Source organism: Sphingomonas sp., assembly GCF_003248515.1.
Lineage (GTDB): Bacteria > Pseudomonadota > Alphaproteobacteria > Sphingomonadales > Sphingomonadaceae > Sphingomonas_I.
The window spans coordinates 17,649-33,374 of record NZ_QFOB01000002.1 but is presented as its reverse complement, the minus strand read 5'-3'; the positions used below and the strand labels follow the sequence as shown (position 1 = coordinate 33,374).

At 67.8% G+C, this 15,726-nt stretch carries 15 protein-coding genes; 13 read left to right on the top strand and 2 right to left on the bottom strand.

Annotated features, from left to right (window positions below):
• The 12 genes from mraY (at position 1) to DI605_RS03210 (ending at position 13,636) form a co-directional block, all read left to right on the top strand.
• The gene (mraY, locus tag DI605_RS03265; RefSeq protein ID WP_293968978.1) at positions 1-1,071 is read left to right on the top strand and encodes a phospho-N-acetylmuramoyl-pentapeptide-transferase; all 1,071 of its coding nucleotides are present in this window, start codon (positions 1-3) and stop codon (positions 1,069-1,071) included.
• Positions 1,068-2,351, top strand: a complete 1,284-nt coding sequence (murD, locus tag DI605_RS03260) for a UDP-N-acetylmuramoyl-L-alanine--D-glutamate ligase (RefSeq protein ID WP_293968975.1) — start codon at positions 1,068-1,070, stop codon at positions 2,349-2,351. The genes mraY and murD overlap by 4 nt, the downstream gene beginning before the upstream one ends.
• Positions 2,352-2,380: 29 nt before the next feature.
• Entirely contained in the window at positions 2,381-3,640 is a 1,260-nt protein-coding gene (locus DI605_RS03255) for a putative peptidoglycan glycosyltransferase FtsW (protein ID WP_293970128.1), read from the top strand.
• Positions 3,637-4,821 carry an undecaprenyldiphospho-muramoylpentapeptide beta-N-acetylglucosaminyltransferase gene (gene murG / locus DI605_RS03250; RefSeq protein ID WP_293968973.1) on the top strand — a complete coding sequence of 395 codons (1,185 nt, stop codon included), beginning with the start codon at positions 3,637-3,639 and terminating at the stop codon, positions 4,819-4,821. The genes DI605_RS03255 and murG overlap by 4 nt, the downstream gene beginning before the upstream one ends.
• A complete protein-coding gene (gene murC / locus DI605_RS03245; RefSeq protein ID WP_293968971.1) occupies positions 4,818-6,236 on the top strand; it encodes a UDP-N-acetylmuramate--L-alanine ligase in 1,419 nt (472 codons plus the stop codon). The genes murG and murC overlap by 4 nt, the downstream gene beginning before the upstream one ends.
• Positions 6,233-6,430 (top strand): hypothetical protein, encoded by a 198-nt coding sequence (locus DI605_RS03240; protein WP_293968968.1) that lies wholly within the window; start codon positions 6,233-6,235, stop codon positions 6,428-6,430. The genes murC and DI605_RS03240 overlap by 4 nt, the downstream gene beginning before the upstream one ends.
• A gap of 29 nt (positions 6,431-6,459) precedes the next feature.
• Positions 6,460-7,341, top strand: coding sequence for a UDP-N-acetylmuramate dehydrogenase (gene murB, locus DI605_RS03235; RefSeq protein ID WP_293970125.1), 882 nt, complete (start codon positions 6,460-6,462; stop codon positions 7,339-7,341).
• Positions 7,338-8,285: a D-alanine--D-alanine ligase gene (locus tag DI605_RS03230; RefSeq protein WP_293968965.1), complete on the top strand. Its 948-nt coding sequence runs from the start codon at positions 7,338-7,340 to the stop codon at positions 8,283-8,285. Before murB ends, DI605_RS03230 begins: the two co-directional genes overlap by 4 nt.
• Positions 8,282-9,217, top strand: coding sequence for an FtsQ-type POTRA domain-containing protein (locus DI605_RS03225; protein WP_293968962.1), 936 nt, complete (start codon positions 8,282-8,284; stop codon positions 9,215-9,217). The genes DI605_RS03230 and DI605_RS03225 overlap by 4 nt, the downstream gene beginning before the upstream one ends.
• A 23-nt stretch (positions 9,218-9,240) precedes the next feature.
• On the top strand, positions 9,241-10,500 hold the full coding sequence (gene ftsA, locus DI605_RS03220) for a cell division protein FtsA (protein WP_293968959.1): 1,260 nt from the start codon (positions 9,241-9,243) through the stop codon (positions 10,498-10,500).
• 121 nt (positions 10,501-10,621) lie between these two features.
• The gene (ftsZ, locus tag DI605_RS03215) at positions 10,622-12,082 is read left to right on the top strand and encodes a cell division protein FtsZ (RefSeq protein WP_293968957.1); all 1,461 of its coding nucleotides are present in this window, start codon (positions 10,622-10,624) and stop codon (positions 12,080-12,082) included.
• Positions 12,083-12,247: 165 nt separating this feature from the next.
• On the top strand, positions 12,248-13,636 hold the full coding sequence (locus DI605_RS03210; protein ID WP_293968955.1) for an SPOR domain-containing protein: 1,389 nt from the start codon (positions 12,248-12,250) through the stop codon (positions 13,634-13,636).
• A gap of 6 nt (positions 13,637-13,642) precedes the next feature.
• On the opposite strand, the gene DI605_RS03205 is transcribed toward DI605_RS03210, so the two are convergent.
• On the bottom strand, positions 13,643-13,768 hold the full coding sequence (locus DI605_RS03205) for a hypothetical protein (RefSeq protein WP_293968954.1): 126 nt from the start codon (positions 13,766-13,768) through the stop codon (positions 13,643-13,645).
• Positions 13,769-13,909: 141 nt separating this feature from the next.
• Here DI605_RS03205 and DI605_RS03200 point away from each other — a divergent pair, with 141 nt between their 5' ends.
• Complete coding sequence (locus DI605_RS03200) at positions 13,910-15,082, top strand: deoxyguanosinetriphosphate triphosphohydrolase (protein WP_293968952.1); 1,173 nt, start codon at positions 13,910-13,912, stop codon at positions 15,080-15,082.
• A gap of 18 nt (positions 15,083-15,100) precedes the next feature.
• On the opposite strand, the gene DI605_RS03195 is transcribed toward DI605_RS03200, so the two are convergent.
• Positions 15,101-15,613, bottom strand: coding sequence for a CcdC protein domain-containing protein (locus tag DI605_RS03195; protein ID WP_293968950.1), 513 nt, complete (start codon positions 15,611-15,613; stop codon positions 15,101-15,103).
• Positions 15,614-15,726: the final 113 nt, after the last annotated feature.

Sequence of the window (15,726 nt, the reverse complement as noted above, 5' to 3'; positions counted from 1 at the left end):
ATGCTGTACGTGCTCGCCGAAACGCTCGGCTTTCCACATATTCTGAATCTTATCCGCTACATCACCTTCCGCGCGGGGGCGGCGGCGATGACGGCGCTGTTCCTCGGCCTGCTGATCGGGCCGCGCTTCATCGGCTGGCTGCGGGTGAAGCAGGGCAAGGGCCAGCCGATTCGCGCGGATGGGCCGCAGACGCATCTCAAGAAGGCCGGCACGCCCACGATGGGCGGGCTGATGATCCTCACCACCGTCACCGTCTCGATGCTGCTGTGGATGAATCTGAACAACCGTTACGTCTGGGCCTGCATGCTCGTGACGCTCGGTTTCGGCCTGATCGGATTCCTCGACGATTATGACAAGGTGACGAAGCGCAGCCATGCCGGCCTATCCGGCAAGATGCGCCTCGCCATGGAATTCGCGATCGCGGGCGTGGCCGCCTGGATCATCACCAGCGGCAACAGCACAATCCTGTATCTGCCCTTCTACAGCGGCCCGGTGGTGGATCTGGGGCCGCTCTACATCTTCTTCGCGGCCTTCATCATCGTGGGCTTCGGCAATGCGGTGAACCTGACGGACGGGCTGGATGGCCTCGCCACGATGCCGGTGGTGATCGCCAGCCTCGCTTTCTTCGTCATCAGCTACATGGTCGGCAACATCAAGTTCGCGACCTATCTGGGCATTCCCCATGTTCCCGGCGCGGGCGATCTCACGATCCTGACGGCGGCTATCATCGGTGGCGGCCTCGCCTTCCTGTGGTTCAACGCGCCGCCTGCGGCGGTGTTCATGGGCGATACGGGCAGCCTTGCGCTGGGCGGCGCGCTGGGTGCGATCGCCGTGACCGCGCATCACGAAATCGTGCTGCTGATCGTCGGCGGCCTCTTCGTGCTGGAGACGGTATCGGTGATCCTGCAGGTGTTCTTCTACAAGCGCACCGGCAAGCGCATCTTCCGCATGGCGCCGATCCACCATCATTTCGAGCAATTGGGCTGGAGCGAGCCGACCGTGGTGATCCGCTTCTGGATCATCAGCTTCGTGCTGGCACTCGCCGGCCTCGCCACGTTGAAGCTGCGGTGATCACGTCTCCGGCCTTTGCGGGGAAGCGCTATGCCGTGCTCGGCCTTGCCCGTTCGGGCCTGGCCACGGTGGAAGCGCTGCTCGCCTCCGGCGCCGAAGTGACGGCATGGGATGGCAAGGAGGAGGCCCGCGCCAAGGCGCCCGCGGGCGCCACCTTCGCCGATCCCATGGAAATCGATCTGGCGGGCTATGATGCGGTGATCGTCTCGCCCGGCGTGCCGCTCAACCGGCATCCGATCGTCGCGCACGCGCACAAGGCGCATGTGCCGATCATCGGCGATATCGAGCTGTTCGCGCAGGCCCGCGCGAGCCTGCTGCCGCATCGCGTGGTCGGCATCACCGGCACCAACGGCAAGTCGACCACGACGGCGCTGATCACGCATATCCTTGAAACGGCGGGCGTGCCGACGCTGATGGGTGGCAATATCGGCCTGCCGATCCTCTCGCGCGATCCGCTGCCGGAGGGCGGCGTCTATGTGCTGGAGCTTTCCAGCTACCAGATCGATCTGACCTATACGCTCGACTGCGACGTGGCGGTGCTCACCAACATCACGCCCGACCATCTCGATCGCTATGACGGGTTCGAGGGCTATGCGGCCTCCAAGGCGCGCCTATTCTCGATGCAGGGTGAGGGGCATGCGGCTGTTGTCGATGCCTATTCCGAGGCCGAATATGCGGTGTTGGACGATGCGCCCGATGGCCTTGGCTTCATGCTGAGCGATGAGGTGGCGATCGGCGATCAGGCGAACTGGCCGGCGCTTCAGGGGCCGCATAATGCGCAGAACGTCCGCTGTGCGCTCGCGACCTGCCGGATCCTCGGCCTGGAAGGGGAGGCGATCGAGCGGGGCCTGCGCACTTATCCCGGCCTGCCGCACCGGATGGAGCGCGTCGCCGAAGTGAATGGCGTGCTGTTCGTGAATGACAGCAAGGCCACCAACGCCACCGCGACAGCCCCTGCGCTTGCCGCCTACCCACTTATCCACTGGATTCTGGGGGGGCTGCCCAAGACGGACGATCTGGACGATTGCGCGCCGCACTTCGATCATGTCGTAAAGGGCTACACGATCGGAGACGCGGGGCCGATGTTCGCCCGGATCCTGAAGGAGGCCGGCAAGCCTGTCGAGGAGAGCGGCACGCTCGAGGCCGCCGTGCGCGCGGCCGCGGCCATCGCCCGACCCGGCGAGGTGGTGATGCTGTCGCCCGCCTGCGCGAGCTTCGATCAGTTCAAGGATTATGAAGCGCGCGGGGTGGCCTTCCGCGATGCGGTGGCGGCTCTGTGAGTGGCGGGGGAGCGTAACCAGTGGCATCCGTGATCCTCGATCCCCCTCCCGCGCCGCGCCGCCCGGTGCCGGCGAAGCGCCGTGGCGACCGGTTCGGCCGTGGCGACCGCTCGGCGCTGGCCGTATGGTTCTGGGAGATTGATCGCGTCCTGCTGGCGCTCGTCACCTTGCTGATCGGCATCGGCCTGATCGCGGTGGCCGCCGCCGCGCCCGCCGCCGCGCACCGCTATTCCGATGCAACGCACACGATGCCGACCCTCTATTATTTCTGGCGGCAGATCATGTGGACGGCGCTGGCCGTGCCGGTGCTGATCGCCACGTCGATGCTGCCCAAGGATGTCGCGCGCAAGCTGGCGCTGGCCGGCGCCGCCATCTTCACTTTGCTGCTGATCCTCGTGCCGATACTGGGCGGCGCGGAGAAGAATGGCGCCCAGCGCTGGATCTTCTTCGGCCCCATCCAGGTGCAGCCGTCCGAATTCCTGAAGCCGATGTTCGTGGTGGCGGTGGCGTGGATGCTTTCGCTGCGCAACCGCGATCAGAAGCTGCCGGTGGTGCCGATGACGTTCGCCTATCTCGCGCTGATCGGCGGCTTCCTGATGAAGCAGCCCGATCTGGGCCAGACCGTGATCTTCGCCAGCGTCTGGCTGTGCCTGCTCACGCTTTCCGGCTTCCCGCTGAAATGGCTGGGCGCGATCGGCGCGGCGGGCGTCGCGGCGCTGGGCCTCGCCTACATGTTCTATTCGGTCGCGCGCACCCGCATCGATGGCTTCCTGAAGATCGGCGATGCGGGCAAGGCGATCGATTCCTATCAGGTGGAAAGCGCCTACAACACGCTCACCAATGGCGGCCTCGTCGGCATGGGGCCGGGGGCGGGGATCATGAAGTTCCGCCTGCCGGAGCCGCACACCGATTATATCTTCTCCGTGATCGGCGAGGAATTCGGGCTGATCGCCTGCCTCGCCATCGCACTGATCTATCTCGCCATCGTCATGCGCGTGTTCCTCAAGCTGCTACACGAGGAGGATGAGTTCCTGTTCTTCGCCAGCGCCGGCCTGGTGACCCAGTTCGGGCTTCAGGCGTTGATCAACATGATGGTCAACGTCCACCTCGCGCCCTCCAAGGGCATGACGCTGCCGTTCATCTCCTACGGCGGATCGTCGATGATCGCGCTCAGCCTGGGCTTCGGCCTGCTGCTCGCCTTCACCCGCAAGAATCCCTATCTGAGCCGCTCGCCCTATATCGTGACCTGGAATAGCGGCGTCGGCAGCGTGGAGCGGCCGCAAAGATGAGCGTGATGCGCCATTTCGTGCTCGCCGCAGGCGGGACGGGCGGCCATATGGTGCCGGCCCACGCGCTGGCGGCGGAGTTGACGGCGCGCGGCCACCATGTCGCGCTCATCACGGACGAACGCGGCGCGCGCATCCCTGCCCTGTTCGAGGGGGTGGAAACGCATGTGATGCCGGCCGGCAGGATCGCCGGCGGGCCGATCGGCTGGCTCAAGGCGTGGGGCGGCATTCGTGCCGGCCGGGCGATGGCGCGGCGCCTGTATCAGGGTTTCCAGCCCACCGCCGTGGTCGGCTTCGGCGGCTATCCCTCGCTGCCCGCTTTGCTCGGCGCGATGAAGGACGGCATCCCCACCGTGATCCACGAGCAGAATGCGGTGCTCGGCCGGGTCAACCGGCTGCTGGCCGGCCGCGTGGCGGCGATCGCCACCGCCTATCCCACCGTCGATCGGCTGAAGCCTAAATATCGCAAGAAGACGCATCTCGTTGGCAATCCCGTGCGCGAAATCGTCAAGGCGATCGGCGAGCGCCCTTTCCCCGCGATAGAGGAGGACGGGCCGTTCCGCATCCTCGTCACCGGCGGCAGCCAGGGGGCGACGATCCTGTCGACGGTGGTGCCGGATGGCCTGGGCCTGTTGCCCGATGCGATCCGGATGCGGCTCCAGATCGTCCAGCAATGCCGGCCGGAGGACATAGACGGCCCCCGCGCGCGCTATCAGGAGCTTGGCATTCCGGCGGAACTGGCCACGTATCTGGAGGATCTGCCCGCGATTCTCGATCGCTCGCATCTCGTGATCGCGCGCGCGGGCGCCTCCACGATCGCGGAGCTGACGGTGGCGGGGCGCCCGGCCATCCTCGTGCCGCTGCCCAGTGCGATGGACGATCACCAGACCTGGAATGCGCGCGAGATGGCGGCCGAGGGGGGCGCGCGGATGATCCCGCAGAGCCAGTTCACGCCGAAGGAACTGGCGCGCCAGATGGAGGCGCTGCTGGGCGATCCGGAAGCGCTCATCGCCGCCGCGCATCGCGCCAAATCCTGCGGATTGCCGCGCGCGACCGAGGATCTCGCCGATCTGGTCGAGAGCTTCGGGCGAACGCCGGTAATGGACGCGATCGACGATGATATTCGCGGCGGACATGGGGCGCCGGCCGGCGCCTCGCTGGCTATGGGAAGGAGTTCCTCTTGAAGGGTGTTGCGACCGATATCGGCACGATCCATTTCATCGGGATCGGCGGCATCGGCATGTCCGGCATCGCCGAGGTGATGCACAATCTGGGCTATAAGGTGCAGGGCTCCGATGTGGCCGAAGGCTATGTCGTGGAAGGCCTGCGCGCCAAGGGCATCCCCGTCGCGATCGGGCACAAGGCCGATAATCTGGGCGATGCCGCCGTCGTCGTCACCTCCACCGCGATCAAGCGCGGCAATCCGGAGGTGGAGCTGGCGCTGGAGACGCGCGTGCCCGTGGTGCGCCGTGCCGAGATGCTGGCCGAGCTGATGCGCCTGAAATCCACCGTCGCGGTGGCGGGCACGCACGGCAAGACGACCACCACATCGATGATCGCGGCCCTGCTGGATGCGGGTGGCGTGGACCCGACCGTCATCAATGGCGGCATCATCAACAGCTATGGCTCCAACGCCCGCTTGGGCGCGTCCGACTGGATGGTGGTGGAGGCGGACGAGAGCGACGGCAGCTTCCTGCGCCTGGACGGCACGATCGCGGTCGTCACCAATATCGATCCCGAGCATCTCGATCATTATGGCTCGTTCGACAAGGTGAAGGACAGCTTCGTCGAGTTCGTCGAGAATGTGCCCTTCTACGGCGCGGCCCTGCTGTGCATCGATCATCCGGAGGTGCAGGCGATCATCCCGCGCGTGCGCGATCGCAAGGTCGTCACTTATGGTTTTTCGGCGCAGGCCGACGTGCGCGGCGTGAACGTGACGCCGGTTCCGGGTGGCAATCGTTTCGAGGCGATCATCCGGAACCGCGACGGCACGACCCGTTCGATCGAGAATATCGAGCTGCCCATGCCCGGCCGCCACAATGTGCAGAATGCGCTGGCGGCGATCGGCGTCGCGCTGGAACTGGGCGTCACGGATGACGTGATCCGCACCGGCTTTTCGAAGTTCGGCGGCGTGAAGAGGCGCTTCACCAAGGTGGGCGAGGTGGCGCTGGCAGGTGGCCCCGTCACGATCATCGACGATTACGGCCATCATCCGGTGGAGATCAAAGCCGTGCTGTCCGCCGCCACGGAGGGCGCGCGCGGCCGCGTGATCGCCGTTGTCCAGCCGCATCGCTTCACCCGGCTGCGTGATCTGATGTCCGATTTCCAGAGCGCCTTCAATGAGGCCGATATCGTCTATGTGGCGCCCGTCTATCCGGCCGGCGAGCAGCCGATCGAGGGCGTGGATACCGATGCGCTGGTGGATGGGCTGAAGCAGCGCGGCCATCGCGCCGCGCAGGCCATCGCAGGCCCCGAGGCGCTGGCTCAGGCGCTCGCGGAGACGGTGCGGCCGGACGACATGGTCGTCTGCCTGGGCGCGGGCGACATCACCAAGTGGGCGGCGGGCCTGGCCGACGCGATCAAGGCGGCGCGCGCATGAACGAACTGATGAAATCGATGATCGCCTTTCAGGAACAGGCGCTGGAGATGCAGCGCCAGCAGATCGCGATGGCCAGCCGGATGATGGAGGCCGGCCGCGATGCCGTCTCCGCGCAGAAGCAGGGCATGGCCGCGCTGGAAGCGGGTACGAAGGCGTGGAAAAGCTGGATCGATCTGTGGTTGGTCAAGCCGTGAGCCTCGTCGCGCCTGTCCCCGCCGTCGCGCTGCCGCCGCTGGCCGGCACGGCCGAGGCCGGCGGCTCGCTCGCGGATTTCATCTGGTTCCGCACGGGCGGCCCGGCGGAGTGGCTGGTGCGCCCGGCCGATACGGCGGATCTCGCGCGCTTCCTCGCCGCGCTCGATCCGGCGGTGCCGGTCCTTCCCGTGGGTGTCGGCTCCAATCTGATCGTCCGCGACGGGGGCGTGCCGGGCGTGGTTGTGCGTCTGCCCAAGGCGTTCGCACGCGTGGTGGCGGAGCCGGGCAACCGCGTGCGCGCGGGCGGGGCGGCGATGGGCATCACCGTCGCCAGCGCCGCGCGCGATGCGGGCATTGCGGGCATGGAATTCCTGCGTGGCATTCCGGGCACGGTCGGCGGCGCGGTGCGCATGAATGCGGGCGCCTATGGCCGCGACGCGAGCAACATCCTCGTCGAGGCGACCCTTGTGCTGCGCGACGGCAGCGTCGAGCGGTGGGAGGCCGAAAAGCTCGGCTACACCTATCGCCATTCGGATGTGCCGGCCGGCGCCGTGGTGGTGGAGGCGCTGTTTCAGGGTACGCCCGGCGATCCGAAGGAGATCGGCGCCGAAATGGACCGCATCGCCGCCGAGCGGGAGGCGAGCCAGCCGCTGCGCAGCCGCACGGGCGGATCGACGTTCAAGAATCCGCACGGGCACAAGGCCTGGCAGCTGATCGACGAGGCGGGCTGCCGGGGCCTGCGGCGCGGGGACGCGCAGGTTTCGGAAAAACATACGAACTTCCTGCTCAATCTCGACAAGGCCAGCTCCGCCGACATCGAGGCGCTGGGTGAGGAGGTGCGCGCGAAAGTGAAGGCGAAGAGCGGCGTGGAACTGGAATGGGAAATTCAGCGCGTGGGGGTGTCCGCATGACCCTCCACGTCGCGGTCCTGATGGGCGGCTGGTCGGCCGAGCGCGAGGTGAGCCTCGTCTCCGGAGAGGGCGTCGCCAAGGCATGTGAGAGCCTCGGCCATCGCGTCACGCGGATCGATATGGGCCGCGATGTCGCGCTGCGCCTGGCGGAGGCCGCGCCGGACGTGGTGTTCAATGCGCTCCACGGCACGCCCGGTGAGGATGGCACCGTGCAGGGGATGCTGGAGCTGATGGGCCTTGCCTATACCCATTCCGGCCTCGCCACCTCCGTCATCGCGATCGACAAGGAACTGACCAAGCAGGCGCTGGTGCCGCACGGCGTCCGCATGCCGGTGGGAACGATCGTGAAATCGGAAAGCCTGTATCAGCGCGATCCGATCGCGCGGCCCTATGTGCTGAAGCCCCTCAACGAAGGCTCGTCCGTGGGCGTCGCCATCGTCACGCGCGAGGGCAATTATGGCGATCCGATCGCGCGCGAGGCGGCCGGCCCCTGGCAGACGTTCGATTCGTTGCTGGCGGAACCATATATCAGGGGGCGCGAGCTGACCGTCTCCGTGCTGGATACGGCCGAAGGCCCGCGCGCGCTGGGCATTACCGAGCTGATCCCGAAGAATGGCTGGTATGATTATGACGCCAAATATACCGATGGGCTGACGACGCATGTCTGCCCGGCGGAGAATATTCCGGCCGATGTCGCGGCCTCGATGCTGGCCATGTCGATCGAATCCCACCGCCTGCTCGGTTGCAAGGGCGTCTCGCGCGCCGATTTCCGCTGGGATGACGAACAGGGCGAGGCGGGCCTCTATCTGCTGGAGGTGAATACCCAGCCGGGCATGACGCCGCTGAGCCTGGTGCCCGAACAGGCGCGCGCGATCGGCATGTCCTATGAGGCGCTGGTGCAGACGATCATCGACGAAGCCCTGGCGAGGAAGGCCCCCCGGTGAGCGCGAAGGCGGCCCCCAAGCGCCCGCGCGCACGGCCGGCGACCAGCGCCGCCCGCCGTGCGCCGGCGCGCGTGCGGCCGCCCGCGCGCACAGCATCGCCGGGGGCCGGCGCGATGATCGGCAAGGCTTTGGCCTCGCTGCCGCTGCCGGATGGCTTCCTGCGCGGCCTGGGCAACTGGACGCTGGGCCTGCTGCTGGCGGGCGGCATCGTCGCCGGCGTGGTGGCGATGGGGGTGCCGGGCATGATCGGCATGGCGCTTTCGCATGCCATCGGGCGGGCCGGCTTCGTCGTGCGCACGATCGAGGTGAACGGCCGCACCCATGTCGATCGTGATGCCGTCTATCGCGTGGCGATGGATTCGCGCGGGCAGGATATGCCGCTGGTGGATCTTTCCGGCATTCGCCAGTCGCTGCTGGGCCTTGCCTGGGTGGAGGATGCGCGCGTTTCCCGCCGCCTGCCCGATACGCTGATCGTCGATATCGTCGAGCGCAGGCCGGCCGGCGTCTGGCAGCATGATTACAAGCTTTCGCTGATCGATATGGCTGGCCGCGTGATCGCGCCGGTCGGCCCGTCCTCGCCGCTCGATCAATTGCCCCTCGTGATCGGCCCGGATGCCAATCTGCATGCGGGCGAATTCGCCGCGCTGATCGCCACCCAGCCGGTGCTCAAGCCCCTGATCGAGGGGGCGACATGGATTGGCGGGCGCCGCTGGGACGTTCGCTTCCAGTCTGGCGAGACGCTGATGCTGCCCGAGGGCGATCAGGCGGCGCGCGATGCCTTCGCCCTCTTCGCGCGCAAGGATAGCGAGGCGCGGCTGCTGGGGCAGGGGATCGTCCGCTTCGATATGCGCGTGCCGGATCGGATGGTGGTCCGGATGTCCAGCGAACCGGGCGCCAAGGTCACCCCGCCCCAACCCGCGAACCAGATATAGGATGTCAGTACGAGGCACGAGTGATGGCCCAGACGCGTAGCGAAGGATTGATCACGGCGCTGGATATCGGCTCGTCCAAGGTGGCGGCGCTGATCGCGCAGCCCACGCCTGACGGGCTGATGGTGCTCGGCACCGGCCAGCGCGAGAGCCGGGGGATAAGGCGCGGCTATATCGCCGACATGGGCGCCACCGAAGGCGCCGTGCGGGAGGCGGTGGAGCAGGCCGAGCGGATCGCGCGCACCCAGATCGACGAGACCTGGCTCAGCTTCTCGGCCGGCGGCCTCGTCTCCGATGTCGCCTCGGTGGAGGTGGATCTGGGCGGGCAGCGCATCGCCCAGCAGGATATCGATGATCTGCTGATGGCGGGCCGCCGATCGATCGATCCGGACGGGCGCATGGTGCTGCATGCCCAGCCCACGCTCTATACGCTGGATGGGCTGAAAGGCGTGAAGAACCCTCTCGGCCTCCATGCCGACAGGCTGGGCGTGGATATTCACGTGGTGGTCGCGGAGCCTTCGCCGGTCCGCAATCTGGATCTGTGCGTCCGCTCCGCGCACCTCGCCGTGCGCCAGATCGTGGCGAGCCCGATCGCCACCGCCATGTCCTGCCTGTCTGCCGAGGAGCGCGAACTGGGTGTGGCGCTGGTGGAACTGGGGGCGGAGGTGACGAACGTCTCGCTGTTCGCGGGCGGCCTGCTCGTGGGCCTCGCCTCGCTGCCGCTGGGGGCGGCCGATATCACCGATGATATCGCCTCCGCCTTCGGCACGCGCCGGGCGCAGGCGGAGCGGATGAAATGCTTTCACGGCAGCGCGCAGACATCCCCGCGCGACAATCACGAGATGATCGAGGTGGCGCCGCTCTCCGGGGAGCAGGATGCGGGTGAGGCGCCCCGCATCACGCGCGCGCAGCTCATCTCGATCATCCGCCTGCGGCTGGAACATATCTTCAATGCGATCGAAGGCTCGCTCAAGAGCCTGGGCTTCGTCGGCCCGGTCGGGCGACAGGTGGTGCTCACCGGCGGCGGCGCCGAGCTGAAGGGCATCGCCGATTATGCGCAAGGGGTGCTTGGCCGGGCCGTCCGCATCGGCCGGCCGCGCGGATTGATCGGTCTGCCCGAGGCGCATAGCGGTCCGGCTTTCTCCACGCTCGCCGGTCTCGTACAATTCGCCGCGTCGGATCCCATCGATCTGCGCCCGGCGGCCGCCCCGCAGACGATCGTCAAGCTGTCGCCCGGCAATCTGGTCCAGCGGCTGCTGTCGGTCGTGAAGAGCGGCTCGTTCTGATGCGAACAAGTCTGTGGATAAACCGTGGTTAATTTCACAGAAATTGCTCGCGCGAAGTGGCCGAGTCTGTCAGATTCGGTGTAATCGGCGGTGAGCCGCCCGTCTGTTTAAGGTACGCCCCATGACCATCGAATTCCTTCGGCCGGAAATCGACGAACTCAAGCCCCGCATCAGCGTGATCGGCGTCGGCGGCGCCGGCGGCAATGCGGTTGCGAACATGATCGCCGCCGAAGTGCAGGGCGTCGACTTCATCGTCGCCAACACGGACGCGCAGGCGCTGAACGCCTCGCCCGCCGAACAGCGCATCCAGCTGGGCCTGAAGATCACGCAGGGTCTTGGCGCGGGCTCCCGTCCCGAGATCGGCCGTGCGGCCGCCGAAGAGACGATGGATCAGGTGGAAAAGGCGCTGGAAGGCGCACACATGTGCTTCATCGCGGCCGGCATGGGCGGTGGCACGGGCACGGGCGCGGCGCCCGTGATCGCCAAGGCGGCGCGCGAGCGCGGTATCCTCACGGTGGGCGTCGTCACCAAGCCGTTCAGCTTCGAGGGCAATCGCCGGATGAAATCGGCCGATGCCGGCATCACCGAGCTGCAGAAGCATGTCGATACGCTGATCGTCATTCCCAACCAGAATCTGTTCCTGATCGCCAATCCGAACACGACCTTCAAGGAAGCGTTCCTGATGGCCGACGAGGTGTTGCAGCAGGGCGTGCGCGGCATCACGGATCTGATGGTGATGCCGGGCCTCATCAACCTCGATTTCGCGGACGTCCGCTCCGTCATGTCCGAAATGGGCAAGGCGATGATGGGCACGGGCGAGGCCGGCGGCGACAATCGCGCGATCGAGGCGGCCGAGAAGGCGATCGCCAATCCGCTGCTGGATGGCGTGAGCATGAAGGGCGCCAAGGGCGTGATCGTTTCGATCACCGGGGGCGAGGATATGCGCCTCATGGAGGTGGACGAGGCCGCGAACCACATTCGCGAACTGGTCGATCCCGATGCCAACATCATCTGGGGCTCCGCCTTCAACAGCGAGCTGGACGGCCGCATCCGCGTCTCCGTGGTGGCGACGGGGATCGAGGCCGGCGAGCTTGGGGCATCCGCGCCCGAGCCCAGCAAGCTCTTCAGCTTCCCGCCGCGCAGCCGCGCCGAGGCTCGCCCGCCTGCCGGCGAAGCGCCGTCCGCGCCGACGCCTCCCGCGCCGCCCGCGCCCGAGGCCAGCGTGGAGGCTCCCGCGCCGGAGCCGGCGCAGCCGGCCCCGACCGCCATTAATGACGAGCAGGATGAACTGATCCTCGGTGAGCCCGAGCAGCCGGTCGCCGCGGCGCCGGCTCCCGTGCAGAGCCAGCCCGCTCCGGCCGTCGAGCCGACGCCGATTGCCGCCGGCCCGCGCCGCTGGCTGCGGCAGGAGCGCAGCGAGGCGCCCCGCCCGGTTCCCGCGCGTGAGGGCGGCACCCTGTTCGAACGCATGTCGAGCATCGCTCGCGGTTCCGCCAAGGTGGGCAATGACGATGACGAGGAGGAAGGCTCCTCGGATCCGCTCGATATTCCGCGTTTCCTGAACCGCCAGAACAACCAGTAAGAGCGCGGATCGCACGCTTCCGTCTCCCCGGCCTGTCGGGGAGACGGGGTGGCCCTGATGCTGGTGGCGGTGCGCATCCCGCTCGTCCCGCATCGCGCTCGTTTCGGCTTTCGTCCCGCGCCTTGTTCATCGCCGGGCCGGGCAATCCCCATTAAGGGCCGGGCGATGCGCCTCCGCCCGATTCTCCTACTTTCCGCCGCACTCGCCGGCCCCGTTCTCGCCCAGGCCCCGCAGGACAGCCTTGAGGAAGAGACGCCTCACGCGTCCGCCCCCACCGACGCGCTTTCGATCGCCCGGGCCGCCGCCGCGCGCGGGGATCATCCCGAGGCGCTCTCGCAATATCTGCGGGTGCTCTCCACCTCGCCCAACAATGTCGAGGCGCTGGCCGGCGCGGGCCGGGCGGCGCTGGCGGTGGGCGATGTGAATGCCGCCACGGGCTTTTTCGCCCGCGCCGAGGATCTGGCCCCCAATGACGGCGCGGTGAAGGCCGGGCTCGCTTCCGCCACGGTGCAGACGGGCAATGCGCGCGCGGCACTCCGCTATTTCCGGCAGGCGCAGTCGCTGGGCGTCGCCGAGGCCAGCATCGCGGAGGATCGTGGGCTGGCTTACGATCTCAGCGGAGACAGTCGTCGCGCGCAGGCTTCCTATCAGCTCGCCCTCGTGAGCCATCCCGGGAATCCGACCACAATCCGCCGGCTCGCCCTGAGCCAGGCGATTTCCGGCAATCTTCCCGGCGCGCTCGTCACGCTGGATCCGCTGCTGCGCAAGCAGGATATTCCGGCATGGCGGACGCGCGCCTTCGCCAAGGCCGTGGCCGGTGACGTGGCGGGAGCGGAGCAGGATGCCGGCCTCGTTCTGCCTCCCAATCAGGTGGAAACGCTGCGCCCCTATCTCGTCCGCCTCGCCGCGATGAAGCCGGCGGAAAAGGCCGCCGCGGTCTTCCTCGGCCGCTTCCCGTCGCCGCCGGGCAGCGCGAAGATCGCGAGTGCCGCGCCGGCCGCGCGCAAGCCGATCGCGATGCCGCCCGCTTCATCGCGCAAGGCGGCGCCGGCGGGGACGATCGTGGCCGATGCCTCCGTGGCGACGGCGATCGCGCCCTCGACCGTCGCGCAGGCGACGGGCGCACCGGCGGCTGCCGCTTCGGAGGCGGCTGCGGTGGAGGATTCCGCCGCCCTGCGCGCCCAGAAGCAGAAGGTGGCCGCCGCGAAACGGGCTGAGGCGCTCGCCGAACAGAAGAAGAAAGCCGAGCAGGCCAAGGCCGCCGCCGAGGCGAAGGTAGCGAAGGCCAATCCACCCCGCCATTTCGTGCAGGTGGCGGGTGGCGCCAACAAGGCGGATCTGCCGCGCGCCTGGGCGCAGCTGAAGGCGAAATGGCCCGGCCAGCTGGGTGGGCGCTCGCCCTGGACGATGCATTATCGCTTCACCAACCGGCTGCTGATCGGCCCCTTCCCGAGTGCCGAGGCCGCGCAGGACTGGGTGACGGAACGCAAGAAGGAGGGGCTTACCACCTTCCGCGTCTCAACCCACGCCGGCGAGGTGATCGAGCGGCTCTGACGAGGCTCAGGCGAAGGCGGGGCGCAGTCCGGTCCGCCTCGCCAGCGACAAAGCGCGCAGCCGTGCCCGGATCGCCGGACGGCTTGCGCGCCCTTTTTCCAAGTGAATGGGCGGAAAATCGTCGCTGCGCATGATCGGGCTCCTTGATCGGCCGATCCTCGCGCATCCGGCGAATGCGCGCCAATGCGCTTCCTTGTTCAGACTGATCGATGGCTTGCCGGATGCTCGCGCTCCTTTGCCGGGAAGCGCTTTCGCAGCCGGCGATCAGCCTCTATGGCGCGGCGCGTGCCTGCTCCCTACGCTTCCGATCCCGCGCGCAGCCGTGGCCGCCGGTTCGGTCCGCCCGACGGCCGTTCCACCACGCCGCGCGATGCCTTCCAGCGCGATCGCGACCGGATCATCCATTCGATCGCCTTCCGCCGCCTGCGCCACAAGACGCAGGTGTTCGTGGCGCCCGATGGCGATCATTTCCGCGTGCGGCTTACCCACAGCATCGAAGTCGCCCAGATCGGGCGCACGATCGCGCGCGCGCTGGGGCTGAACGAGGATCTTACGGAGGCCCTGTGCCTCGCCCACGATATCGGCCACCCGCCCTTCGGCCATGCCGGCGAGGAAGCGCTGAAGGCGGCGACCGCGCATGCCGGCGGCTTCGATCACAATGCGCATACGCTGCGCGTGCTGGATCGGCTGGAATCGCCCTATCCCGATCATGCGGGGCTGAACCTGACGTGGGAGATGCTGGAAGGGCTGGCCAAGCATAATGGCCCCGTCGCCGCCGCCCCCTGGGCGCTGGCGGAGATCGATCGGGATTTCCCGCTGGAACTGGGCGGCCAGCCCTCGCTGGAGGCGCAGGTGGCCGCGCTTTCGGACGATATCGCCTATGACAATCACGATATCGACGATGGCCTGCGCGCCGGCCTGCTGTCGCTGGACAAGGTGCTGACGGCGCCCCTGGTGGTGGATGGCTGGCCGGTCGTGCGCGATCGCTGGCCGCATCTCCCCGCCGATCGGCTGGCGGGCGAGCTGATCCGCGATCAGATCGGGCGGATGGTGGGCGATCTCATTGCCGAAAGCCGCCGCCGAATCGCGGAGGCGGCGCCCGCATCGGTGGAGGAGGTGCGCGCGGCGCCCGGCCCGCTGATCGGCTTTTCGGAGGCGATGGCGGCCGAGGAGCGCGCGCTGAAGCGCTTCATGTATGCCGAGCTTTATCACCATCCGAGCCAGCTTGCGGTGGCGGAAAGGGCCAGCCGGATCGTGGCGGGGCTGGCGGAAGCCTATCTGGCCGATCCGACGCTGCTGCCGCCGGCCTGGTTCGGCTCGCTCCCGGCCGGGGAACCGGCGCGCACCCGCCACATCGGCGATTTCATCGCGGGGATGACGGACCGCTACGCCGTATCCCGCTATCGCGAGGTGATCGGCCCGGTGGAGATGCCGGACGGGCTCTAGCGGCCCGGCGGCGGCCGCTCAGGCGGGGCGGGCGGCGCGCGCCTCGTCCAGCAGGCGGCGTGCGCGCAGATACATTTCGGCGCGCGTGGCGGCCAGCAGGCCGAAGGCGAAGGCAAACATGATGCCGGTGATCTTCATCAGGTTGATGCCCGCTTCCGCCGCCTCGTAGCGCAGCCCCTGGCGCGCCACGATCAGCAGCACGATCACGAGCAGGGCGGCGGGGCTGTTCTGCTTGTTAAGCTGGTGCGTTTCGGGATCCACGCTGATCTTCATCAGCTTGCCGCGCTGCCAGCCAAGCAATGCGCCAATGCCGGCCGCGATCGCCAGCCACAGCCAGCCGAGCGGCGTGGGGGGTGGCGCCTCATACACGCCGATCGAGAAAGCGAGCCCGAACAGCGCGGGCACGATCCACAATGTCTCCAGCCGCAGCCGGCTCGCCCGCCGCATCCCGCGATAGCGGAGCAGGAGCACCAGCCCGATCACGAGGCCGGTGATGATGTAGGTGATGGTCTGCTGGGGCGGATGCTGCATCGCGCAACTGTATCAACTGCGCGGGCGCTGTCGATCCTTCCGGCACCACCACCGGATCGGCGGCCGTGACGCGCGCGCGCCTATCGGCTACAGGCGCGCGCTCACTCTATCCG